Origin of the sequence: Microbacterium algihabitans (assembly GCF_032464975.1) — a bacterium.
Classification (GTDB): domain Bacteria; phylum Actinomycetota; class Actinomycetes; order Actinomycetales; family Microbacteriaceae; genus Microbacterium; species Microbacterium algihabitans.
Genome location: NZ_JAWDIU010000001.1, coordinates 533,448 through 553,530, shown reverse-complemented (window position 1 = coordinate 553,530; position 20,083 = coordinate 533,448). Strand labels below are relative to the sequence as shown.

General features: G+C 69.6%; 26 protein-coding genes and 1 tRNA gene. 16 read left to right on the top strand and 11 right to left on the bottom strand.

Annotated features, from left to right (window positions below; all coding sequences use genetic code 11):
- The first annotated feature begins 17 nt into the window (after positions 1-17).
- Complete coding sequence (locus RWH43_RS02580) at positions 18-575, top strand: TetR/AcrR family transcriptional regulator (protein WP_316000608.1); 558 nt, start codon at positions 18-20, stop codon at positions 573-575.
- Here RWH43_RS02580 and ligD read toward each other — a convergent pair.
- Together ligD and RWH43_RS02570 are read right to left on the bottom strand one after the other, a co-directional pair.
- A complete protein-coding gene (gene ligD / locus RWH43_RS02575) occupies positions 542-1,771 on the bottom strand; it encodes a non-homologous end-joining DNA ligase (protein ID WP_316000607.1) in 1,230 nt (409 codons plus the stop codon). The genes RWH43_RS02580 and ligD overlap by 34 nt on opposite strands.
- Before the next feature lie 329 nt (positions 1,772-2,100).
- Positions 2,101-2,970 (bottom strand): Bax inhibitor-1/YccA family protein, encoded by an 870-nt coding sequence (locus RWH43_RS02570; protein ID WP_144829432.1) that lies wholly within the window; start codon positions 2,968-2,970, stop codon positions 2,101-2,103.
- Positions 2,971-3,112: 142 nt separating this feature from the next.
- Here RWH43_RS02570 and RWH43_RS02565 point away from each other — a divergent pair, with 142 nt between their 5' ends.
- The 4 genes from RWH43_RS02565 to RWH43_RS02550 all read left to right on the top strand — a co-directional run bounded on the left by RWH43_RS02565 (position 3,113) and on the right by RWH43_RS02550 (position 7,385).
- The gene (locus RWH43_RS02565) at positions 3,113-4,108 is read left to right on the top strand and encodes a glycerophosphodiester phosphodiesterase family protein (protein ID WP_316000606.1); all 996 of its coding nucleotides are present in this window, start codon (positions 3,113-3,115) and stop codon (positions 4,106-4,108) included.
- A gap of 53 nt (positions 4,109-4,161) precedes the next feature.
- On the top strand, positions 4,162-5,088 hold the full coding sequence (locus RWH43_RS02560; RefSeq protein WP_316000605.1) for an NAD(P)/FAD-dependent oxidoreductase: 927 nt from the start codon (positions 4,162-4,164) through the stop codon (positions 5,086-5,088).
- 156 nt (positions 5,089-5,244) lie between these two features.
- Entirely contained in the window at positions 5,245-6,297 is a 1,053-nt protein-coding gene (locus RWH43_RS02555; RefSeq protein ID WP_316000604.1) for an ABC transporter ATP-binding protein, read from the top strand.
- Positions 6,294-7,385 carry an ABC transporter permease gene (locus RWH43_RS02550; RefSeq protein ID WP_316000603.1) on the top strand — a complete coding sequence of 364 codons (1,092 nt, stop codon included), beginning with the start codon at positions 6,294-6,296 and terminating at the stop codon, positions 7,383-7,385. The genes RWH43_RS02555 and RWH43_RS02550 overlap by 4 nt, the downstream gene beginning before the upstream one ends.
- A gap of 86 nt (positions 7,386-7,471) precedes the next feature.
- Here the strand turns inward: RWH43_RS02550 and RWH43_RS02545 are convergent, their stop codons facing one another.
- Positions 7,472-7,681 (bottom strand): hypothetical protein, encoded by a 210-nt coding sequence (locus tag RWH43_RS02545; RefSeq protein WP_251504960.1) that lies wholly within the window; start codon positions 7,679-7,681, stop codon positions 7,472-7,474.
- Between the two features lie 323 nt (positions 7,682-8,004).
- Between RWH43_RS02545 and RWH43_RS02540 the strand changes: the two genes are divergently transcribed.
- The 8 genes from RWH43_RS02540 (at position 8,005) to RWH43_RS02505 (ending at position 14,878) form a co-directional block, all read left to right on the top strand.
- Positions 8,005-8,904 (top strand): ABC transporter permease, encoded by a 900-nt coding sequence (locus RWH43_RS02540; protein ID WP_316000602.1) that lies wholly within the window; start codon positions 8,005-8,007, stop codon positions 8,902-8,904.
- Entirely contained in the window at positions 8,904-9,695 is a 792-nt protein-coding gene (locus tag RWH43_RS02535; RefSeq protein ID WP_316000601.1) for an ABC transporter permease, read from the top strand. The genes RWH43_RS02540 and RWH43_RS02535 overlap by 1 nt, the downstream gene beginning before the upstream one ends.
- A 73-nt stretch (positions 9,696-9,768) precedes the next feature.
- Complete coding sequence (locus RWH43_RS02530) at positions 9,769-10,842, top strand: ABC transporter substrate-binding protein (RefSeq protein ID WP_144829411.1); 1,074 nt, start codon at positions 9,769-9,771, stop codon at positions 10,840-10,842.
- Between the two features lie 21 nt (positions 10,843-10,863).
- A complete protein-coding gene (locus RWH43_RS02525; RefSeq protein ID WP_230704206.1) occupies positions 10,864-12,003 on the top strand; it encodes an ABC transporter ATP-binding protein in 1,140 nt (379 codons plus the stop codon).
- Positions 12,000-12,815, top strand: a complete 816-nt coding sequence (locus RWH43_RS02520) for a carbon-nitrogen hydrolase family protein (protein WP_260979683.1) — start codon at positions 12,000-12,002, stop codon at positions 12,813-12,815. Before RWH43_RS02525 ends, RWH43_RS02520 begins: the two co-directional genes overlap by 4 nt.
- Positions 12,816-12,818: 3 nt before the next feature.
- Positions 12,819-13,490 (top strand): RraA family protein, encoded by a 672-nt coding sequence (locus RWH43_RS02515; protein ID WP_144829404.1) that lies wholly within the window; start codon positions 12,819-12,821, stop codon positions 13,488-13,490.
- A 27-nt stretch (positions 13,491-13,517) separates the two neighbouring features.
- On the top strand, positions 13,518-14,246 hold the full coding sequence (locus RWH43_RS02510) for a 3-keto-5-aminohexanoate cleavage protein (protein WP_316000600.1): 729 nt from the start codon (positions 13,518-13,520) through the stop codon (positions 14,244-14,246).
- A gap of 35 nt (positions 14,247-14,281) precedes the next feature.
- A complete protein-coding gene (locus tag RWH43_RS02505) occupies positions 14,282-14,878 on the top strand; it encodes an Lrp/AsnC family transcriptional regulator (RefSeq protein ID WP_316000599.1) in 597 nt (198 codons plus the stop codon).
- Here the strand turns inward: RWH43_RS02505 and RWH43_RS02500 are convergent.
- Positions 14,784-15,302, bottom strand: a complete 519-nt coding sequence (locus RWH43_RS02500) for an Lrp/AsnC family transcriptional regulator (protein ID WP_230704209.1) — start codon at positions 15,300-15,302, stop codon at positions 14,784-14,786. The genes RWH43_RS02505 and RWH43_RS02500 overlap by 95 nt on opposite strands.
- 37 nt (positions 15,303-15,339) lie before the next feature.
- Complete coding sequence (locus RWH43_RS02495) at positions 15,340-16,335, bottom strand: GTP-binding protein (protein WP_316000598.1); 996 nt, start codon at positions 16,333-16,335, stop codon at positions 15,340-15,342.
- 80 nt (positions 16,336-16,415) lie between these two features.
- Between RWH43_RS02495 and ykgO the strand changes: the two genes are divergently transcribed.
- Complete coding sequence (gene ykgO, locus RWH43_RS02490) at positions 16,416-16,538, top strand: type B 50S ribosomal protein L36 (protein ID WP_144829392.1); 123 nt, start codon at positions 16,416-16,418, stop codon at positions 16,536-16,538.
- Between the two features lie 128 nt (positions 16,539-16,666).
- A complete protein-coding gene (locus RWH43_RS02485) occupies positions 16,667-16,963 on the top strand; it encodes a hypothetical protein (protein WP_316000597.1) in 297 nt (98 codons plus the stop codon).
- A gap of 146 nt (positions 16,964-17,109) precedes the next feature.
- Here the strand turns inward: RWH43_RS02485 and RWH43_RS02480 are convergent, their stop codons facing one another.
- The 3 genes from RWH43_RS02480 to RWH43_RS02470 form a co-directional block, all read right to left on the bottom strand.
- Positions 17,110-17,499, bottom strand: a complete 390-nt coding sequence (locus tag RWH43_RS02480; protein ID WP_144829385.1) for a nuclear transport factor 2 family protein — start codon at positions 17,497-17,499, stop codon at positions 17,110-17,112.
- Between the two features lie 109 nt (positions 17,500-17,608).
- Positions 17,609-17,833 (bottom strand): RNA-binding S4 domain-containing protein, encoded by a 225-nt coding sequence (locus RWH43_RS02475; RefSeq protein ID WP_144829382.1) that lies wholly within the window; start codon positions 17,831-17,833, stop codon positions 17,609-17,611.
- Between the two features lie 19 nt (positions 17,834-17,852).
- Positions 17,853-18,620, bottom strand: coding sequence for a DUF2071 domain-containing protein (locus RWH43_RS02470; protein WP_316000596.1), 768 nt, complete (start codon positions 18,618-18,620; stop codon positions 17,853-17,855).
- Between the two features lie 66 nt (positions 18,621-18,686).
- Here RWH43_RS02470 and RWH43_RS02465 point away from each other — a divergent pair, with 66 nt between their 5' ends.
- A complete protein-coding gene (locus RWH43_RS02465) occupies positions 18,687-19,028 on the top strand; it encodes a metalloregulator ArsR/SmtB family transcription factor (RefSeq protein ID WP_316000595.1) in 342 nt (113 codons plus the stop codon).
- Positions 19,029-19,040: 12 nt separating this feature from the next.
- Here RWH43_RS02465 and RWH43_RS02460 read toward each other — a convergent pair whose 3' ends face one another.
- The 3 genes from RWH43_RS02460 to RWH43_RS02450 all read right to left on the bottom strand — a co-directional run bounded on the left by RWH43_RS02460 (position 19,041) and on the right by RWH43_RS02450 (position 20,052).
- Entirely contained in the window at positions 19,041-19,457 is a 417-nt protein-coding gene (locus tag RWH43_RS02460) for an antitoxin (RefSeq protein ID WP_316000594.1), read from the bottom strand.
- Positions 19,454-19,924, bottom strand: a complete 471-nt coding sequence (locus RWH43_RS02455) for a helix-turn-helix domain-containing protein (RefSeq protein WP_316000593.1) — start codon at positions 19,922-19,924, stop codon at positions 19,454-19,456. Before RWH43_RS02455 ends, RWH43_RS02460 begins: the two co-directional genes overlap by 4 nt.
- A gap of 52 nt (positions 19,925-19,976) precedes the next feature.
- A tRNA-Met gene (locus RWH43_RS02450) sits at positions 19,977-20,052 on the bottom strand.
- Positions 20,053-20,083 lie beyond the last annotated feature (31 nt).

The following is a 20,083-nucleotide window of genomic DNA, read 5'->3' as shown; positions in this document are numbered from 1 at the left end:
AGCTATGAGGAGGGGTCGTGCCCACACCGGAACGAACGTCGCTCGACGAGATCGTCGACGCGGCCGCGGGACTGCTCGAGAAGGGCGGGCCCAGCGCCGTCACGATGCAGGCCGTGGCCCAGGCTGTCGGGGTCAAGGCTCCCTCGCTGTACAAGAGGGTGCGCGACCGCGAAGCCCTGCTCGGACTCGTCGGTGCGGCCGCGGCCGACGACCTGACGGAGCGGCTCGAGGCGGCATCCGGAGGCCTGAACGACCTCCTGGTCGCCTTCCGCGCGTTCGGGCGCGACCGGCCCGAAGCGTTCCGTCTGCTCTTCACGACGGTGGTGGATGCCGACCGGCTCGCTGCCACGAGCGCCCCGGTGCTGCGCGCGACCACCGTCGCCGTGGGCGAGGCTCACGCGCTCGAGGCGGCGAGGCTGCTCACCGCGTGGGCGACCGGGTTCGTGACGATGGAGCTCGCCGGGGCCTTCCGCCTCTGTGGCGACCTCGACGAGGCGTACCGCTACGGCCGGCGCCACCTCGTCGCCTCACTCACGCAGGATCAGGTGGCCGAGCGGCCGGCCCAGGGGTCGTAGTCGGCGATCAGATCCTCTTGCGCCGGGCGGTCGGCATCCGGAACGTGCTGCAGGTTCACGCGGACGCGGTACCAGAGCGAGCTCGACCCGCGCATGCCGTCGACGAGGACGTCGGCGGGGTGGAGCTGCGACGTCGCTTTTGGATGCCGCTGCTTCCACGTCTCGAGGGCGTCGAGCGCCTCGGGCTTGGTCTTGGTGCGCGCGACCTCGATGAGGGGCATGGTCGAGGCCCGGCGGCCCGAACCGTCGGATCTCCGCGGGGGCTTCTCGGCGGGGCCGAGTTCCTTCGCCAGGGCGAGGAGAGCGTCGAGCGAGCCTGCCGCGTCGTCGATGCCCGCGTGCGGGTCACCGATGCTGCGGAAGCGCTCGGGCACCGTGAGCACGGTGAACTCCTCGGGGCGGCGATCTCGGACCTCGTCCCACGTGAGGGGAGTCGAAACGCGGGCATCGGGGAGCGCGCGGATCGAGTACGCCGAGGCGACTGTGCGGTCCTTGGCGTTCTGGTTGAAGTCGACGAAGACGCTCTCGCCGCGCTCCTCCTTCCACCAGCGGGCGGTCGCGAGGCCCGGGGCGCGGTTCTCGACCTCGCGGGCGAGGGTCTCGGCGGCCAGACGCACGTCGGCGTAGTCCCACTCGGGGCGGATGCGCGCGAGGATGTGGAGCCCGCGCGAGCCCGACGTCTTCGGCCATCCGGTCAGACCATGGTCCTCGAGGACGTCGCGGGCGATGAAGGCGACATCGACGATCTGCGACCAGTCGACGCCGGGCATCGGGTCGAGGTCGACGCGCAACTCGTCGGGGTGATCGAGGTCTTCGGCGCGGACGGGGTGCGGGTTCAGATCGAGGCAGCCGAGGTTGACGACCCACGCCAGCCCCGCGGCATCCCGGATCACCGTCTCTTCGGCCGAGGTACCCGAGGCGTAGCGCAGGGTCGCGGTGTCGATGAAGTCAGGGTGGTTCTCGGGAACGCGCTTCTGGAAGAACGGCTCCTGCTCGAGGCCCTTCGAGAAGCGCTTGAGCACCATCGGGCGGCCACCGGCTCCGCGGAGGGCGCCCTCGGCGACGGACAGGTAGTACCGCACGAGGTCGAGCTTGGTGAGACCGCGCTCGGGGAACACGACGCGGTCGGGGCTCGTGACGCGGACCTCGTGGCCGTCGACGTCGAGGATCTCGGGCGGCGTCTTCGCGGGACTCATGGCGCGAGGCTAGCGGCGCGGCATCCGGGGTTCGAGCCCCTTGCGGGCGCCGTGCGGGGGCGTCGCGCGGTGCAGAGGGTCCAAGTAACACCCGGACGAGATCGGGGGGGGATCTTGGACACTCACGGGGTGGCGCAGGGGCCGTTCAGTGCCCACGACACGCCGCTTCCCGCGCGGGCATGCGGCGCGTTTTGGACACTCAACAGGGGGGGGGAGGGCCGGTGCGCGGGGCGTCATGTGCGGGAGCGTCGCGCGCGGGGCTCGCGCGCGCGGCCCGCACGACGAAGGGCCGCCCCGAAACGGGACGGCCCTTCATGCGAGACGCTGCGTCAGTTGTTGCCGCGCAGGATCGCGATCATGCGGAGGATCTCGACGTACAGCCACACGACGGTGACCATGATGCCGAAGGCGCCGACCCAGCCGTAGACCCGGGCTGCGCCGTTGCGGACGCCGCGCTGGATCTGGTCGAAGTCGAGCACCAGCGAGTACGCGGCCATGATGACCACCAGAACGCCGATGATCAGGCCGAGCGGGATGCCCGCGACCTTCATGCTGTACAGGCCGAAGGCGCCACCGGCGATCGGGGCGTTGAAGAGCATCAGGCCGAGGTTCAGCAGGGCGAACACGAGGTAGCCGACCATCGCGATCATGAAGATCTTGGTGGCGCGGGCCGAGGCGCGGATCTTGCCGCTCGCGAAGAGGGCGAGGGTCACGCCGACCACGGAGAGGGTCGCCAGCGTCGCCTGCAGGACGATGCCGGGGAACATGAACTCGAAGAACGCCGAGATGCCACCGACGAACAGGCCCTCGAAGGCCGCGTACGCGATGATGACGGGAACCGACGGCTTCTTCTTGAACGTCGCGACCATCGCCAGCACGAAGCCGACGAGGCCACCGACGATCATCGGGGCGGCGGACGGGTTCGGGTTGGCGACGCTGACACCGGCCATCGACCAGACCCAGCCGACGACGGCGGTCACGACGAGGATGCCGAACAGAGCCAGCGTCTTCATGACGGTGTCTTCGACCGTCATGCGACCGGTCTCGACGGCGCTCGCGGACGGGGCGGCGTACGCGCCTTCGATCGTTGCGGCGGCGGCGGGATCGACGGCCGGGGGCGGGCTGTAGCGCGTGTTAGCGCCACCGGCTCGAGGGTCCTGGAACGCCGGGGTATTGAATGCCGGGTTATTGAGGGCCACGGGAACTCACACTCCAAAGATGGTGATCACAGCACCGTGCTGTAGATAAACACTAGCCGAGCTGGTCGGCAAAATCCTTGTGCTGACTGGGATTTCGCTTTGAGCGATGCTGCCGTTCACCCCGTCTGACTAGCGTGTGCACGTGCCTCTCGTGATCGGTCATCGCGGTGCTCCCGGCTATCTGCCCGAGCACTCGCGCAGCTCCTATCTGCGTGCGATCGAGGCGGGGGTGGATGCCGTCGAGCCCGACGTCGTGCCGTCGAAGGACGGGGTGCTCGTCGTGCGCCACGAGAACGAGATCTCGGGCACGACCGACGTCTCGACGCGTCCGGAGTTCGCCGACCGCCGAACGAGCAAGACCGTCGACGGGGAGCTGATGACCGGCTGGTTCGTCGAGGACTTCACGTGGGAGGAACTGCGCACCCTGCGCTGCCGCGAGCGCATCCCCGCCATCCGGCCCCAGAGCGCCGCCCACGACGACGAGGATGGAGTGCTCTGCCTGCGCGACCTCCTCGACCTCGCTCGCGCGGGCGGAGTGGGAGTCGTCCTCGAGATCAAGCACGCCGCGACCTTCGCCCGGCTGGGATTCGACATGTCCGCTCTCGTCGAGGACGAGCTTCGTGCCGCCGGTTGGGTGGACGCCGTCGATGACCTGGTGATCGAGTCGTTCGAACCGCTCGTTCTCGCGCGGCTGCGGGAACGCGGCATCCGGATCCCCCTCGTGCAGCTCATCGAGGCCGACGGGGCGCCGTGGGACCTGCGTGAACGCCACGGAGCGGATGCCGCGAGCTACCGTTCGATGCTGACGACGGCCGGCCTCGACGCGCTCGCCGCCGAGGTGCAGGGGATCAGCCCCGACAAGAGGATCGTCCTTGCTCCGGACCGGCTGGGGAGGGCTCGCGGACCGGCGCGCGTCGTCGGCGAGGCACAGGACCGCGGGCTGCGCGTCTTCACGTGGACATGCCGACCGGAGAATACGTTCCTTCTCCCGGCATACCGACGGCCCGGCGGCAAGGCCGCGTTCGGCGACTATCGCCGCGAATGGGCGGTTCTGCGAGACGCGGGCCTCGACGGCGTCTTCGTCGACCACGCCGATCTGGGCGTGGAGTTCTTCGGCGCGGCATCCGGAACCGTCTGACGCGCGCGCGCAAGCCCGACCCGGCCCGACGGGTCTCCCGCGAGGATGGCGGCATGACGGTGGACGTGACGGTGGTCGGCGGCGGAATCTCGGGACTCGCCTGCGCGCGAGCGGTGCAGGACGCAGGGGGCACGGCACGTGTGATCGACCGCGGGCGCCGCGTCGGCGGACGCCTGTCGAGCCGCACGGTCGACGGCCGCCCGGTGGACCTCGGTGCGTCGTACTTCGTGGTCGGCGAGGCGGAGGGCTTCTCGCACGTCGTCGCCGATTGGGAGGAGCGCGGGATCGCTCGGCCCTGGACGGATACCTTCCAGGTGATCGACCCCTCCGGTGAGCGCCGGCCGAAGCCCGGACCCATGCGCTGGGCAGCGCCGCTCGGACTGCGATCTCTCGCGCTCGACCTCGCGGACGGCGTGGACGTCGAGTCGGGCCGGGTCGTCGAGAGGGTCGAGCCGCATCGCGTCGACGGCATCGAGGCGGGCGAGGTCGTGCTCGCGATGCCCGCGCCCCAGGCTGCGCGTCTGACCGGTGAGGCGCCCGGGGGCCCGCAGGAGTGGGAGCCCGTGATCGCGGTCGTGTTGCGGTGGGACGGACGGCAGTGGGACGCCGATCTGCACGGGGCGTTCGCCGAAGCGGATGCCGATGTGTCGTTCATCGCCGACGACGGCGACCGTCGCGGAGACGCGGCGCCCGTGCTCGTGGTGCACACGACGGCGGAACGCGCCCGCCGGCACCTCGACGACCCCGACGCGGCGATCGAGCCCGTGCTGGCGGCCACCCGGCGCCTGCTGCGGATCGACGGGGAGCCCGCCTCCGCCCACGCGCACCGCTGGACCTTCGCCCGGCCGACCGAGACGACGGGGGAGCCGTTCTTCCGTTCGCCCGGGCTGTCCGCGTGCGGCGACGCCTGGGGGAAGTCGGCGGCCGTTCGCACGGCGTGGACGTCGGGCGATGCGTTGGGGCGCGCCCTCGTCTCCTGACCGAGGACACGCCGGGGCCGGAGCAGCGTCGATCACGCATTCCGGCCGGGCGGTCCGGGTGGGCACGGGCGCCGTCGTGGGCTGCCTGCGCGATTCGTCCGTCGCCGAGCGGAATTCGCCCGGTCGTCTCGGGAAGCCGCCCCTATGGTGGGGGCCATGGATGTGGGGATCGACGTCGCGGGGGTCAGACGGTCGTTCGGTGCGGTGCACGCGGTGCAGGAGGTCACCTTCCGAGCGGCGCCAGGGCGGGTGACCGGACTGGTCGGGCCGAACGGCTCGGGCAAGACGACGCTCATGCTCATGCTCGCGTCGTTGCTGCGACCCGACGCGGGGCGGATGAGCATCGGCGGTGTCGATCCGGTCGCCGACCCCGCCGGCGCGCGCCGTCTTCTCGGGTGGATGCCGGACTCACTCGGCGCCTGGCCGAGCCTGACGGCCCGCGAGGTGCTCGTGGCCACCGGCCAGCTCTACGACCTCGCGCGTGACGACGCCCGTGCCCGTGCCGACCAGTTGCTCGGGCTCGTCGACCTCGCCGCTCTCGCGGGTGCTCCGGCGCGGGTGCTTTCCCGCGGGCAGAAGCAGCGCCTCGCGCTCGCCCGCGCGCTGGTGCACGACCCGCAGGTGCTGCTGCTCGACGAACCCGCGTCGGGTCTCGACCCGCAGTCGCGCATCGCGCTGCGCGAGCTGCTGCGGCGGTTGGCGGCCGAGGGGCGCACCGTGCTCATCTCGAGCCACGTGCTCTCGGAGCTCGAAGAGGTCGTCGACGACGCCGTCTTCCTCGTCGACGGTCGCACGGTGGCCGGAGAGCGCGTCGCCGCGGCAGCCACGCGGACGCGCGTGTGGCGCCTGCGAGCGGTGGCCGACGCCTCGCGCTCGCTCGAGGCGGATCGTGCGCAGGTCGCCGCAACCCTCGGCCGCGCGTTCGACGACGTCGCCGCCGACCGGCGCGACCTCCTCGTGCCCTTCGCCGACGAGGCCGCGGCCGTCGCGGGCCTTCGGGCTCTGATCGCGGCCGGGTTGCCGATCGTGGAGTTCGCTCCGGCCGTCGGAGACCTCGAGCATGCGTTCCTCGATCTGCGGGCGTCGGGGCACGCCGGCCCCACGGGCGCCCCGAGCGGGCCCGTCGACCCGCCACCGGCCGATCCGCACGCGGGGTGGGCTCCGCCGCACGCGCCCGACACCCGCCCTGACGACGGGAGCCCGGCATGAACCTCCACCGCCTCGGAACCATCATCGGCATCGAGCTGCGTCAACGCGTGCGCTCGGTCGCCTGGTACGTCCTGCTGGCCGTGTTCGCGGTCGTCCTGATCGGCATGCTCGCGCTGTCGTTTGCGGCGTTCTCGCTGTTGAGCGGCGGCAACGACTGGTTCTTCTCGCTCATCATCATGCTCGTGCTGCTGCTGACGCTGCTGGTGTCGCCCACGCTCAGCGGAAGCGCGGTCAACGGGGATCGCGACGCGGCGACCCTCGCCCCCGTGCAGGTGACACTGGCGACCACGAGCGAGATCGTGGTCGGCAAGTTCCTCGCGGCGTGGGTCTCGGGTCTCGCGTTCCTGCTGGTCGCGCTGCCCTTCCTCGCGGTCGCCACGCTCGCGGGTCGCCTCAATCCGACGGTCATCATCACCTCCCTCGGCATCCTGATCATCGAGGTCGGGATAGTCGCGGCGATCGGGGTGGGACTCAGCGCCATCGTCGCCCGGCCCCTCTTCTCGGTCGCGAGCACCTACCTGATCATCGCCGCGCTGACCATCGGCACGCTTCTCGCCTTCTGGCTCGGGGGGACCGCGCTGCGGACCACCCAGACGACGGTGACGCGCGATTTCGATTACAGCGCGCTCCCGCCGACCTGCGATCCGTGGGCCGACGTGCGCGCCGAGGGGTGCCCGTCGTTCGACGAACTCGAGTGCACTGAGACCACGACCAACTCGTTCGAGGTGGCGCGTTTCGACCGGGTCTGGTGGGTGCTCGCCGCGAATCCGTTCGTGATCCTCGCGGATGCCACGCCCCCGACATACGACAACGGGTACCCCAGCGACCTGTTCTCGCAGATCGCCTCGGGCGTGCGCCTCGCGCAGATCCCTCCGGAGCAGCAGACCTCGTATGACGGATGCGATGCCCGCGGGTGGAACGCGAGCGACCCCTACCCGACGACCGAGGAACAGGTGCGGGGAACAGCACCGAGCTGGTTCGTCGGTCTGCTCGTGCAGCTGCTCATCGCGGCCGGGCTCATGGCCTGGGGCGTCGCGCGCACGCGCACACCGGCCAAGCGCCTGCCGCCCGGCACGCGCATCGCGTAGCCGGTCGACAGGCGCTGGAGGGCAAGGGGCCCCTCGAGGGAGGGTCGCGCTCGCCGTGAGGGTTGTGCTCGCCGTGAGGGGTGCCGTCAGGCGTGGCCCTCAGCGGCGGGGAAACCCGGGTCGTCGGCCGGAGCCGCGTCGCCCTCGAGGGTCTCGCCGGTGTGGTCGTCGAGGTTCACGTTCTCTTCGGCCTGGGCGGCGTCTTCGCGGACCTCATCGGTGACCGCGTCGGTGGGGGCGGCCGCGTCGGCGCGGGCGTCATCGGAGTGGCGGGTGGGGATGTCAGGAGTGCTCATCGCTCCACGGTGCTCCTGAGGAGGCGTCGGTCGGACCGGGTTGACAGGCGCACGTCGGCCGCGTGTACCCGTCCCGAGCCGATGCTCTGCCCTGCGAATCGCGATGCGGCGGGGCCGACCGTTTGCCCCGGTGTGGCAGCGCCCCGGTAAACCTGTGCGGGTGATCGTCGCCCCGGTAAACCTGTGCGGGTGATCGTCGCGGCCGAGGTGCTGCGAAACGCGTCAACGAGAAACGTCCGGGCCGCGCGATTCGAGGAAGGTCGCCGATCGGATGCGTGCTCACCCGTTCCAGGATGGACGACACCTGAACACGAGGAAACGCCATGACCACCTTCACGCAGACACGCCGCGCGCAGACCGAGCCGCCCCGCATTCGCCGCCCCAGCGCGGTCGCTGGATACCTGCTGCTGCTGCCCGCGACCATCGTGATCGTCTTGCTGGTGATCGTGCCGACCCTGGTCATCCTGCGCGACAGCTTAGCCATCAGCGACCCGCTCGGCGGCACCCTCGGAGGCTTCACGCTCGACAACTACGCGAAACTCCTCGACCCCGTGTACGCGAAGACGTTGGGGTACAGCCTTGGCATGGCCGCACTCAATGCGATCGTGTGCGTGGTCGTGGGCTACATCGTCGCCTACTTCATCGCCACACGGTCGGCCCGCACGCAGCCCGTATTGCTCGTTCTCGTCATCATCCCGTTCCTCACCGACTTCCTCGTCCGCACCTTCGCCTGGATCACGTTGCTCGGATCGGGGGGCCCTCTCATCCCGCTGCTCCGCGCGGTGGGTATCGACGCGACCTCGCTCGTCCCCTCGCAGCTCGCCGTGACGCTGTCGCTGCTGTATGCGTTCCTCCCCGTGGCGGTCTTCCCGATCTACGCCTCGCTGCGGGCGGTCGATCCGGCCCTGCGTGAGGCGGCATCCGACCTCGGCGCCACGGCGGTCCAGACGCACCTGCGGGTGTTCATCCCGCTGGCCACACCGGGGATCGTCTCGGCAGTGGTGCTGACCTTCGTGCCCACCCTGGGGGTCTTCGTGATCCCCGTCCTCCTCGGCGGCGGCAAGGACCCGCTCGTGGGGAACCTGATCGTGACGCTGTTCACCGAGTTCCGAAACGAACCCCTCGGAGCGGCCCTCTCGATGGTGGTGCTCGCCCTCATGTTGCTGACGATCGTCGTCGCTGCTCTTCTCGCCCGCCTGCGCACCTCTCGGAAGGCCTCGTGATGGACCGCATCATCTCCTGGATCGCCGGCGCGGTCTTCGTCTTCCTCTACATCCCGATCGCCGCCGTCATCGTCTACTCGTTCAACGCCTCGGAGGTCGGGTACCGCTTCGACGGCCTGACTCTGCGGTGGTACGCCGAGCTCTTCGGCGATCGAATGCTGGGCGATGCGCTGCGCACGAGCCTCGTCGTCGGTCTCGCCGCCGCCGTGCTCTCGACGATCATCGGTCTGCTCTCCGCGTACGGACTGGTGCGATTCCGCGTCCGTGGTCGCGCCGTGTTCCTCGCCGCGATCCTCATTCCGCTGATCGTCCCCGAGATCGTGCTGGGCGTCTCGCTGCTGACGATCTTCTCGAGCGCCGGCATTCCGACCGGTTACGCGACGCTCATCCTCGGCCACGTCGTGATCACGCTGCCGCTGTCGACCCTGGTCCTGGTCGGCGCCATGAGCACGCTCGATCCGAGCCTGGGCGAAGCGGCGGCTGACCTCGGCGCGAGTCCCTGGCAGACCTTCGCCCGCGTCATCCTGCCTCTGCTGCGTCCCTCGCTCATGGCGGCGTTCCTGCTGAGCTTCGCGACGTCGTTCTCGAACATCGTCGTGTCGACCTTCACCTCGGGTGTCGGTACGACGACGCTCCCGCTGCGCATCTACAGCACGCTCCGCACGGGGCTCACCCCCGAGCTGAACGCGCTCGGGACGCTCCTCGTGCTCGCCACTCTCGGCCTCATCCTCGTCGTCGGCGTCTCACAGATGCGCCGCATCCTCGCCGGCCCTCCCACTCCCGCCGCCTGAGCGGGCCGACGACGACGTCGGACTCAGGCATCACCCGAAACATGCGCTCCACCCACCACGAAAGCAGGCACCCATGAACACGCGTCACCGGGCCGTCGGTGCGGTCCTCGCCGTCGGCGTCCTCTCCGCACTCACCGCTTGCGCCTCCGGCGCCGGCACCGACTCCGCGGGCGGCGGTTCCTCGTCGCTCAGCATCTACGCCTGGGCGGGTGAGATCCCCGACTCCGTCATCTCGGGCTTCGAGAAGGAGACCGGCATCACGGTCACCGTCGACACCTTCGACAGCAACGAGACGATGATCTCCAAGCTCGCCGCGGGGAACTCGGGGTACGACATCGTCGAGCCCAGCCAGTACGCCGTCCAGCTGCTCGTCGACCGCAACCTCGTCGCGCAGATCGACAAGAGCAAGCTCGAGGGCTTCGACAACCTGGCCGAGAAGTTCGTCGACCCCTCATTCGACCCCGACAACGCGCACGCCATTCCGTGGGCCTGGGGCACCACCGGCATCCTGTACAACCAGGCCTGCACCGGCAAGGAGATCACGGGCTGGGCCGACATGTGGGACCCCGCGTACAGCGGCAAGATCTACATGCTCGACAACATGCTCTCGGCCTACATCGCCGGACTCCAGGTCGAGGGACTCAGCGCCACCACCACGAGCCAGGACGACATCGAGAAGGCCACGCAGAAGCTCATCGAACAGAAGCCGCTCCTCGCCGGATACAACAGTCAGAACTACGCCGACCTCGTCGGGTCGGGCGATGCGTGCATCGCCGAGGCGTACAGCGGCACGACCGCGGCGAAGGCGGTCATGGCCAACTCCGACGTGCACTACATCATCCCCGAAGAGGGCGGCACGCTCTGGACCGACAGCTTCTCGGTCGTCGAGGGCACGAGCAACACGGATGCCGCGTACAAGTGGCTCAACTACACCCTTCGTCCCGAGGTGGCAGCCCTGCTCACCGACGACGCGTCGTTGGCCTCCACCAACGCCGGGGCGCTCGAGCTCGTCAAGGACCAGAGCCTCGTGAGCAACCCGGCGATCTACGCCCCCGCTGACTCCCTTACGAAGTCGGAATTCATCGTCGACCCGGGCGCGGCTCTGTCGTACTTCCAGGACGGCTGGACCCGCCTCCGCGCCTCGTGATCTGAGACCGAAATGAGCCCCATGACGATCGACAGCCCCGTGGCCGGCACTGCGCCGGCCACGGGCCCCGCCCCGGCCGTGCGCCTGCGGGGCCTCACCAAGTCGTTCGGCGCCAACCGCGTCGTCGACCCTCTCGACCTCGACATCGCGCAGAACGAGTTCTTCAGCATCCTGGGCCCGTCCGGCTGCGGCAAGACGACACTCATGCGCATGATCACGGGGTTCGAAACGCCGACCGCCGGCTCGATCGAGCTCGACGGCCGCAACGTCGACGGTGTCGCCACCCGTCAGCGCGATCTGAACATGCTGTTCCAGAGCTACGCGCTGTTCCCGCACCTCAGCGTCTACGAGAACGTCGCCTTCGAGCTGCGCGTGCGCCGCACTCCGAAGCGCGAGATCGACGACCGCGTCCGCGCTGCGCTCGAGCTCGTTCGGTTGAGCGCGTTCGCCGACCGCAAGCCCGCGGCGCTGAGCGGCGGTCAGCGTCAGCGCGTCGCCCTCGCCCGCGCCGTCGTCGGGCGCCCCGCCGTCGTGCTGCTCGACGAGCCGCTCGGTGCGCTCGATCAGAAGCTGCGCAAAGAGATGCAATTCGAGCTCAAGCGCATGCAGCGTGAGGTCGGCATCACGTTCATCTACGTCACCCACGATCAGGAGGAGGCGCTGACGATGTCGGACCGTATCGCGGTCATGTCGGAGGGGCGCATCCAGCAGATCGGAACGCCGACCGAGATCTACGACACCCCGGCGTCGCGGTTCGTGGCGGGGTTCATCGGCAGCTGCAATCTCATCGACGGTGTCGCGGATGCCGCGACCGGCCGCTTCACGATCCCCGGCGTGGGCGAGGTGCCGGTGGACGAGATCCCGGACGCCGCGCCGGGGACGCCCCTCACCCTCGCGGTGCGTCCCGAGCGGGTACGCGTGCTCCCCGACGGTGCTCGTACCGAGGGCGGCGTCCACCTGCCGGCGACGCTCACGCAACGCGTTTTCCTCGGCGACGAGTGGATCTCGCACCTCGCGCTCGATTCGGGCATCGTCCTGTCTGCCTCGGTGCCGAGCGGCGACGCCGCCCGGGCCCTCGCGGCGACGGCCGATGGTGCGCGCGTGACGGTGTCATGGCATCCGTCCGACAGTCGTGTCATCCCGACGGGAGAGCTCGCATGAACCCGGTCCTGCTGGCCGCCGTGGGGCAGATGGCTCCCACCACCGACGCCGCTCACAACCGCGACGAGGTCACCGCGCTCGCCGCCGACGCGTCGGCCGAGGGAGTGCGTCTGCTCGTGCTGCCCGAGGAGGCGATGCTCGTCGCAGGCGAGATCGACGCGTCGGAGCGTGCAGACGTCGTCGCCCGAGAGTGGCCCGCGTTCCTCGCGCACCTGTCGGAACTCGCCATGCGGCACGATCTGTGGATCATCGCCGGGGGCTACGAGCCCAGTGGCTCCGAGCGACCCTTCAACACCCTCGTCGTCGTCAACCCGCGCGGCGAGTTGGTCGACGTGTACCGCAAGCTGCACCTCTACGACGCCTTCACCTATCGCGAATCCGATTACGTCACCGCCGGGCACGAGCTGCCGCCGCTCGTGCTGATCGACGGCGTGGCCGTCGGACTGGTCAACTGCTACGACCTGCGCTTCCCCGAGCTGGCGCGCGACCTCGTCTCGCGCGGCGCCGACGTGCTCAGCGTGTCGGCGGCCTGGGTCGCCGGTCACCGCAAGGTCGAGCACTGGACCACCCTGCTCACCGCTCGCGCGATCGAGAACACGTGCTGGGTGCTGGCATCCGGATCATCCTCGCCCGACTGCATCGGCACGAGCCTCGTCATCGACCCCCTCGGGGTCGAGCAGGCGCACCTGCCCGCCACCGGTCGCGCGATCGGCATCGTGCCCGTCTCGCTCGATCGCATCGCCGAGGTGCGCGACGCGCTGCCCGCGCTGTCGAATCGCCGCCTCTCCGCCCACCTCTCCCTCCTGGACTGATCCATGCCCTACACCTCCGGCCCGACGCCGTCCGCCCTCGACCCCGACCTCGTTGCGAAACTCGAACGCGTGTCATTCCCGACCCTCGGCCACTACCTCGAGGAAGGCTTCGTCGACCCTGAGATCCGTCGACAGACCGGCGATCGTCGGGTCGTCGGGCGTGCCGTCACGGTGCGCCTCACCGCGCAGGACTCCACCGCGCTCCATCACGCCGCGGGCTGGTGCGAGCCGGGTGACGTGTTCGTCATCGACACCGGGGGAGACGTGCGGCACGCACCGGTGGGCGAGGTTCTCGCGGCCGCTCTCAGCATCCGCGGAGCGGCCGGAATCGTCGTCGACGGTGTCGTCACCGACCTCGACGAAGTGGAGGCGTTCGGCATCCCCGTCTACGCGCGGGGCACGAGCGTGCTGACCACGAAGCTGCTGGGGGTGGATGCCGGTGGCCACAACATCGCGGTCACGTGCGGCGGCGTGCCGGTGCAGCCCGGCGACGTCGTGCTGGCCGATCGCAACGGGGTGTTCATCGCTGCGGCGGCGACGGTCGCCGCGTTGATCGACACCGCGCTCGACGACGACGCCGAAGAGCCCGAGCTCGTCGCACAGCTGCGCGCGGGCGGTCGCCTGGGCGAGCTGACGGGTGCGACGGCCATGCTCGACGCCCTCACCGGCCACTGACGACGACAGCGAAAGCGCAGGAGAACCATGCTCATCAAGGCCGCCATCAACGGAGGTCGCTCGCGCGACGAACACTCCGCCATTCCGCTCACCGTCGAGCAGATCGCGGATGCCGCGGTCGCGGCCGTGCGTGCCGGAGCCGATGTCGTGCACGCCCATGCGCGCACCGACGACGGCGCCCAGACGATCGCGCCCGACGAGATCGCCCGCATGGTGCGCGGCATCCGGGAACGTGATCCCGGCATCGTCGTCGGAACCACCACAGGGCTGTGGACGTGTTCGGGACACGAGGAGCGGATGCGCCTGATCGCGGAGTGGCCCGAGGAGTGGCTCCCCGATTTCGCCTCCGTCGCATTCTCGGAAGAGGGGGCGGCCGAGGCCGCCGTGCTCGTGCGCGAGCGCGGGATGGTGCTCGAGAGTGCGGTGTGGCACATCGACGAGGTGCCCGCGCTCCTCGCCTCGCCGACCCTCCACGAGAACGTCCGCATCCTCATCGAGCCCGAAGACGAGCAGATCCAGGATGCCGTGGACCACTCGCGGCGCATCGCCGCTGCACTGCGTGAGGAGGGGGTGACGGTACCGATGCTCTACCACGGGTATGACCAGACCGCCTGGCCCGTCGTGCGCGCGGCGATCGAGGACGGATGCGAAGTGCGCGTCGGTTTCGAGGACATGCTGACCCTCCCCGACGGGTCGATCGCCCCCGACAACAGCGAGATGGTGCGGACCGCGCGGCGGTGGTCGGACGCCGAGTGAGCCGCGGGTGAGCGCCGACGCGCGAGAATGAGAGCATGAGCGCCGACGATCTGGACCGTCGCCTCGTCGAACTCCTCGTCGAGGACGGCCGCCGCGCCTACACGGAGATGGCGGCGATCGTCGGAGTGTCAGAGGCGACGGTGCGCACGCGCGTCAGCCGACTGACCTCATCGGGGATCCTCCGGATCGTCGCGCTGTGCAACCCGCTGACGCTCGGGCATCAGTCGGTGCGCCTCATGCTGTCGGTGCAGGGGCTGCGCCCCCGGCAGGTGGCCCGTTCGCTCGCGTCGAACCCGATGATCGGGCACGTCTCGCTCACCTCCGGAGCGCACGACATCTACCTTGAAGCGACGGCTCGCGACCTGACCCAGCTCGTCGAGCTGCTCGATGAGCTCCGGCGCACGCCGGGCGTGACGACCATCGACCAGTACGTGCTGACACGGTTGAACAAGGACTACTCGTGGAACGGGCTGCGCGACCAGTCAGGTCAGCGCGCCGTCGGCGGATCCGCCGGCGCCGCAGGGACCACCGGGGCGGTCACGACCCAGACGGGCGCGATCCGGCAGACGGATGCGGCCGGGTCAAACGGCCGACCGGGTCACGGAAGCCCGACCACAGATACTCGTCTTTGATCACCTCGAGGATGTTCGTCGTGTCGACGACGGCGATGCCGGGGATCGTGTGCAGGGTGTCGGTGAGGAACGCGGTGAGCTCGGTCTGCGTCTCGCAGCGCACGTCGACGATCAGGTCGTAGGCGCCGATGCACGCGCCGACGTACTTGACGGGCGCGAGGGCCGAGAGCGCGTGCGCCACGGCGTCGACCGTGGTTCCGCGCACGCGGATCGACAGGCGCACTTCGAGCAATCCGAGCTTGGGGCTGTTCGGCATGCCGATGACCTGCACCACACCCAGGTCGAGAAGCCGCTTGTACCGCTGGCGCACGCTCGCCTCGGACAATCCGACGTAGCGGGCGATCTGACCGAACGAACGACGGCCGTCGAGGCGCAGCTGATCGATGATCTTGCGATCGATCACGTCGATGGCCTCGAGCTGCACGCCTCGATCCAATCACACGAGCCGTGCGCGCGCCGCGTCAGTCATCGGCATCCGGAATCGAAGAACTCACCACGGGCCACGCGGGAAGAGGGTCGTCGTAGCGCACCCACGCGGAGGGGCCGGCGGCGAGCTCGTCGTCGGTGAGCGCGGCGGCATCGAGGAGGTGTCCGAGGCGCGGGGCCGACAGATCGAGACCGGTGAAGACGATCTCCTGTCCGAGGCCCATGCGGCCGTCGTCGGCTCCCAGAGGTTCGAGCCACATCGCGGAACCGACGTGCTCCCACCGCGCGAGGATGCCTGGCCGCGACGCCAGCCGGCAGAAGCCCGAGGAGCGCACGAGGCGTCCGGCGGCGCCGTCGTCGAGGCGGTCGAGCGCGGTCGACAGGCGGCCGGGGTGGAACGGCCGCACCTGCTTGTAGCGCAGCGTGAAGACGCGGTTGTCGTGCATGTAGGGGTCGTGCTCGTCGTTCAAGGCGCGTACCCACCCGGCGCGCTCGAGCATCTCGCCTTCGTGCACGGCCTCGGACTGCAGGTCGCTCAGGGGGTCGCGCGAGAGCCGCACGATGGCGGAGGGGTTCAGGTGCGAGGCGAGGGCCATCTGCACCGCGAGAGCGTGGGTGGGCACGCGTTCCCAGTTGATCCAGACGATGCGCGTCGCCAGCTCCAGCGCCAGCGCCGCCTGTCGAGCGCGCGCACCGACATCGCCGCGGGTGTCACCGGGCCTTGCCGATGCCGCGAGGGGAGCGTCGTCGAGAAGGTCGCCGATCATGTGGCGGGCGTCGACCACGCACACCGCCTCGACCTGCGCTGCTCCCCGCGCGGTGATCGCGTGCACGAGATCGACGTCGGTGCCCAGGTCGACGACCGCCGATGTGTCGTCGGCACGCGGGCGGGGGAGCGGGAGCGCGTGCGAGACGCGCAGGTCGGCATAGCGCAGCAGGTACAGGGGGCGCGCGAGCGCGACGGCGGTGTGCTCGGCGTAGGCGCGGCGCTCCGGGGCGCACACGCCCATGATGGCGATTGTTCGGGGCATGGCATCCGCCTCTCGTTCGTCGATGGGGCTGCAATGACTCTATCGTGTAGATGAGAACGGTTATCAACAAGGAGGATGTCATGAAGGTTCGCGCATCGCTGGCGTCGCTGAAGAAACAGCCAGGAGCTCAGGTCGTCCGACGTCGGGGGCGCGTGTTCGTCATCAACAAGGCGAACCCGCGGTTCAAGGGCCGACAGGGATGACCGCGGTCTGCGTCGGGGTGAGTCCGCGTCGCAAGCTCTTGTCGTGAGACGGAGGTGATGGTGTCGTGGGGGGCGTGGACGGCACGCGCCGCCGCTGTCCGGATTCCGAAAGACCACAGGAGTGAAGAATGAGCACGCCCGAGACCCGCGCGGAGCACACGATCGACGAGCACGCACACGGCGACGACTGCGGCCACGAGAAGATCGAGCACGGCGACCACCTCGACTACGTGCACGGAACGCATCGACACGCGCTGCACGGCGACCACTACGACGAGCACGAGTCGCACGCCGAGCACTCCGTCGACGAGCACCGTCACGGCGACGACTGCGGTCACGAGAAGGTCGTGCACGACGACCACGCCGACTACGTGCACGACGGCCACCGTCACGCGCTGCACGCCGACCACTACGACGAGCACTGAGTCGTGCGGCATCCCGTGTCACGAGCGCGGGGTGTTCGAGGCCCGCTTCCCCGTCGGGGTGGCGGGCCTTTCGTGTGGGCCGGGTCAGGCCTGAACGCGGAAGGAGGGGGTCACTACATCGACATGGCGGTGCAGAACGGACCCGTTCACGAATCGGATGGTGTCGACGCCACCCACCAGTCGGTGAAGAGCGCGGCACGGCCGTCTTCGGCGAGCCGGATGACCATCATGTTGTCGTAGTGTCTCGCTTTCGCAGTGGCGTTGGGGTAGTCCGTCCACCCGCGGATCACGGCGACGTCGCCGTCGACCGCGACGAGCTCGTGCGTGAACGACCACGTTCCCGGTTCGTCCTTCTGAGCGAGCCACGCGTCGACGATCGCGTCGCGACCCACCCACGGAGGGGTCGACGGCCCGTCGCGGTACTCGGCCTCCTCCGTGAAAAGGGAGCGGATGTCGTCCGGGTCGTTCGTCGACCACGCGCGGACGTAACGAGCGATCCAACTTTCAGCGGCGACGGCATTCTCGCGATTGTCCATGGGGGTCACGCTTCCGGAGCGGATGACAGTGCGCAAGCGCTTTGCAGCGCAGCAGGGCGGGCCGCTTCAGGTAACGAGGGGTGGCTCATCGCGCCAATGTCGGGCCGGATCAGGCCTGAACGCGGAAGGAGCGGCCCTCGAAGGTCACGACGTCGCCCACCTGCAGCTGGCGGCCTCGGCGACGGTCGACCTCGCCGTTGACCTCGACGTAGCCGTCGATGATGGCCTCTTTGACGTCTCCGCCGGAGTCGAGGATGCTGGCGAACTTCATGAACTGGCCGAGGCGGATGCCCTCGCTGCCGACGGGCACGTCTTCGGGGGCGGGGGAGGTCATGCTTTCAGTCTGGCAGCAGTCAGGAGATCGTGGCGGGTGGCGAAACGCTGCTCCACTGAGTCGGCACGTCGTGCATGAGAAGAGCGTGGTCGAACTCCGCGGCGCCGCGGGGCAGGGTGTCGAAGAAGGTCGACGAGAGGGCGGTGACGTCGATCGGCTCGACCCTCCAGGCATCGGTCGCGAGCCGGAGTCCCTCGAGCGCACCCGAGCGGGTGGGTGACCAGCCCACGGCATCCTTGCGGAAGAAGGTCGAAGACTCCTCGAGGGTCTCGAAGAGGCTGCTGCGGAACGGGATGCCGGCGCCCCGGCGTGCGTCGACGCGGACGCGCAGATCGTCGGCCTCGACGCGGACCTCGAGGGCGTCGGTGCTGGTGCGGAAGTCGACGCTCGCGGGGGCGTGCGTTCCGGGGAAGACGCGTCCGCCGACGAGTCGCGCGAGGATCGACGAGCTGTGGCGACGGGGGATGTACACGCCGGTCTGCGGGCCCTCGGCCGTGTCCCATTCGACCGCGATCCGGTGAGCGGCGTTGCGGCTCCGGTGACCGATGGCCGGAGCGAACCACGCGGGGCGGAAGGCGGTGAGGTGGATGAGGCAGACGCCCGCCACGGCACTGTCGTCGACGATCTGGGGGCGGATGCCGTCGGGGAGGAGCGACCGGGCGATGTCGGGGTCGACCCGGTAGTTCACGAGGATACGCTGTGCGATCGTCGCTGCCATTCGGGGGATGGGTGCCACGGGGCGCCCGCTCGGTGTCCACCGGCCCAGGGTGTCAGTCGGCGCATCCATGGGACCTCCTTCGCTATTTAGCGAAGAAGCTACACGCAATTTAGCTCCAGTGCTATATTCAAACTCGTGACCGACGCGGCATCCGACATCTTCGCGGCTCTCGCGCACCCCACGCGCCGTCAGATCCTCCAAGACCTCAAAGACGGCGAGATGGCCGCGGGCGAGATCGCCGCGCGGTTTGAGGCGAGCGGACCCACCATCTCTCGGCACCTCGGTGTGCTGCGCCAAGCGGGTCTCGTCTCCGAGCGACGTGACGCGAACCGCATCCTGTACTCGCTCGTCGGCGAGCGCTTGGCGTTGTCGGTGGGCGATTTCCTGTCGACGGTATGCCCCGAGCAGATCGTGCTGCGAGAGGTGCGCAAGAGGCGTCCCTCCCCGCGCAGGGGAGCGCTGCAGGCGGAGGCGTAGGCCCGAAGCGGGTCAGCCCGACGCGGGCTTCTCGCCCGCGCGTCGCCAGTCGGCGATGTGCGGGGGGAGCTCGGCCGTCAAGGTCACCCAGAAGAGGTCGTCGTTCATCGCGCGGGATCCCGTGCGCGATGCGATGTCGCGCATCGTCCGGAGGGCTGTGACGACCTCGATGGGGGTGTCGCTCACGAATGGCGCGAACTCGTCGGTCTCGAAGAGCGCCGCGGCCCGGATGATCGCCATCGAGCCGGCGGCGTACGAGGCGGAGGTGCGTCGGAAGGCGCCCCGCCCACCGCTCACCGCGTGCCCGAGGAAGGCATCGATCGCGTCGACGCTCTCGAGGAAGTTGGTGCGGGCGTGGGTCGTGGGGGAGCGGTCCGCGCGCGGCGCGCGTGTGAAGCCACCGGCCCGCTGCGGCTCGGAACCCGTCACAGCGCGACCATCGATGCCGAGTCGAGGAAGGCGGGGCGCCGGTCGTCGTTCACGGCCACATCGACTGGGAAGCCCGTGAGCTCCTCGACGGCGTGGGTGAACGCGGCGATGTCGAAGTATCCGCGCCCGACGTCGACGCGGGTGAGGAGATTGATGTCCGACATGAAGTGGTCGGCCCCGGTGGCGATCGAACCGAAGACGCGGATGTCGTGAAGTCCGTGCTTTCGACCGGCTTCGACGATCGCGTCGGCGTTCTCTTCGAGCGCGAGACTCGGGCGGTAGTCAGCCGCGCGCAGAAGACGCTCGAAGGCGTCGTCACTGGGGTTTCTCGTCCCGTTTTCGATGGCCGCCACATTGGGTTGGCTCATCCCGGCCGCTCGCGCCAGATCGGCCTGAGACATCTTGCGGTCGAGGCGCGCGGCTCGCACGAGGTGCGGCGCACGGCTGCGATCGAAGCTTCGAGTCACGGCTATACCTCCGTGATATATCCTACCGACCCGCTTGCCCTGTCGAGGGGCGTGGACGCGACGGCGGGAGTCGAACCCGCCACGCCTTCGGTTATGAGCCGAGGCCCGGGACCGCCCGGATCGCCGCGATGCGACCACGCTAACGCGGGCCATGAACCG

Coding starts and splice junctions, on each gene's coding strand:
- ligD (WP_316000607.1), bottom strand. CDS start 1,771: ATGAGTCCCGCGAAGACGCCGCCCGAGATCCTCGACGTCGACGGCCAC.
- RWH43_RS02560 (WP_316000605.1), top strand. CDS start 4,162: ATGACGGTGGACGTGACGGTGGTCGGCGGCGGAATCTCGGGACTCGCC.
- RWH43_RS02555 (WP_316000604.1), top strand. CDS start 5,245: ATGGATGTGGGGATCGACGTCGCGGGGGTCAGACGGTCGTTCGGTGCG.
- RWH43_RS02550 (WP_316000603.1), top strand. CDS start 6,294: ATGAACCTCCACCGCCTCGGAACCATCATCGGCATCGAGCTGCGTCAA.
- RWH43_RS02545 (WP_251504960.1), bottom strand. CDS start 7,681: ATGAGCACTCCTGACATCCCCACCCGCCACTCCGATGACGCCCGCGCC.
- RWH43_RS02540 (WP_316000602.1), top strand. CDS start 8,005: ATGACCACCTTCACGCAGACACGCCGCGCGCAGACCGAGCCGCCCCGC.
- RWH43_RS02535 (WP_316000601.1), top strand. CDS start 8,904: ATGGACCGCATCATCTCCTGGATCGCCGGCGCGGTCTTCGTCTTCCTC.
- RWH43_RS02530 (WP_144829411.1), top strand. CDS start 9,769: ATGAACACGCGTCACCGGGCCGTCGGTGCGGTCCTCGCCGTCGGCGTC.
- RWH43_RS02525 (WP_230704206.1), top strand. CDS start 10,864: ATGACGATCGACAGCCCCGTGGCCGGCACTGCGCCGGCCACGGGCCCC.
- RWH43_RS02520 (WP_260979683.1), top strand. CDS start 12,000: ATGAACCCGGTCCTGCTGGCCGCCGTGGGGCAGATGGCTCCCACCACC.
- RWH43_RS02515 (WP_144829404.1), top strand. CDS start 12,819: ATGCCCTACACCTCCGGCCCGACGCCGTCCGCCCTCGACCCCGACCTC.
- RWH43_RS02510 (WP_316000600.1), top strand. CDS start 13,518: ATGCTCATCAAGGCCGCCATCAACGGAGGTCGCTCGCGCGACGAACAC.
- RWH43_RS02505 (WP_316000599.1), top strand. CDS start 14,282: ATGAGCGCCGACGATCTGGACCGTCGCCTCGTCGAACTCCTCGTCGAG.
- RWH43_RS02495 (WP_316000598.1), bottom strand. CDS start 16,335: ATGCCCCGAACAATCGCCATCATGGGCGTGTGCGCCCCGGAGCGCCGC.
- ykgO (WP_144829392.1), top strand. CDS start 16,416: ATGAAGGTTCGCGCATCGCTGGCGTCGCTGAAGAAACAGCCAGGAGCT.
- RWH43_RS02485 (WP_316000597.1), top strand. CDS start 16,667: ATGAGCACGCCCGAGACCCGCGCGGAGCACACGATCGACGAGCACGCA.
- RWH43_RS02480 (WP_144829385.1), bottom strand. CDS start 17,499: ATGGACAATCGCGAGAATGCCGTCGCCGCTGAAAGTTGGATCGCTCGT.
- RWH43_RS02475 (WP_144829382.1), bottom strand. CDS start 17,833: ATGACCTCCCCCGCCCCCGAAGACGTGCCCGTCGGCAGCGAGGGCATC.
- RWH43_RS02470 (WP_316000596.1), bottom strand. CDS start 18,620: ATGGATGCGCCGACTGACACCCTGGGCCGGTGGACACCGAGCGGGCGC.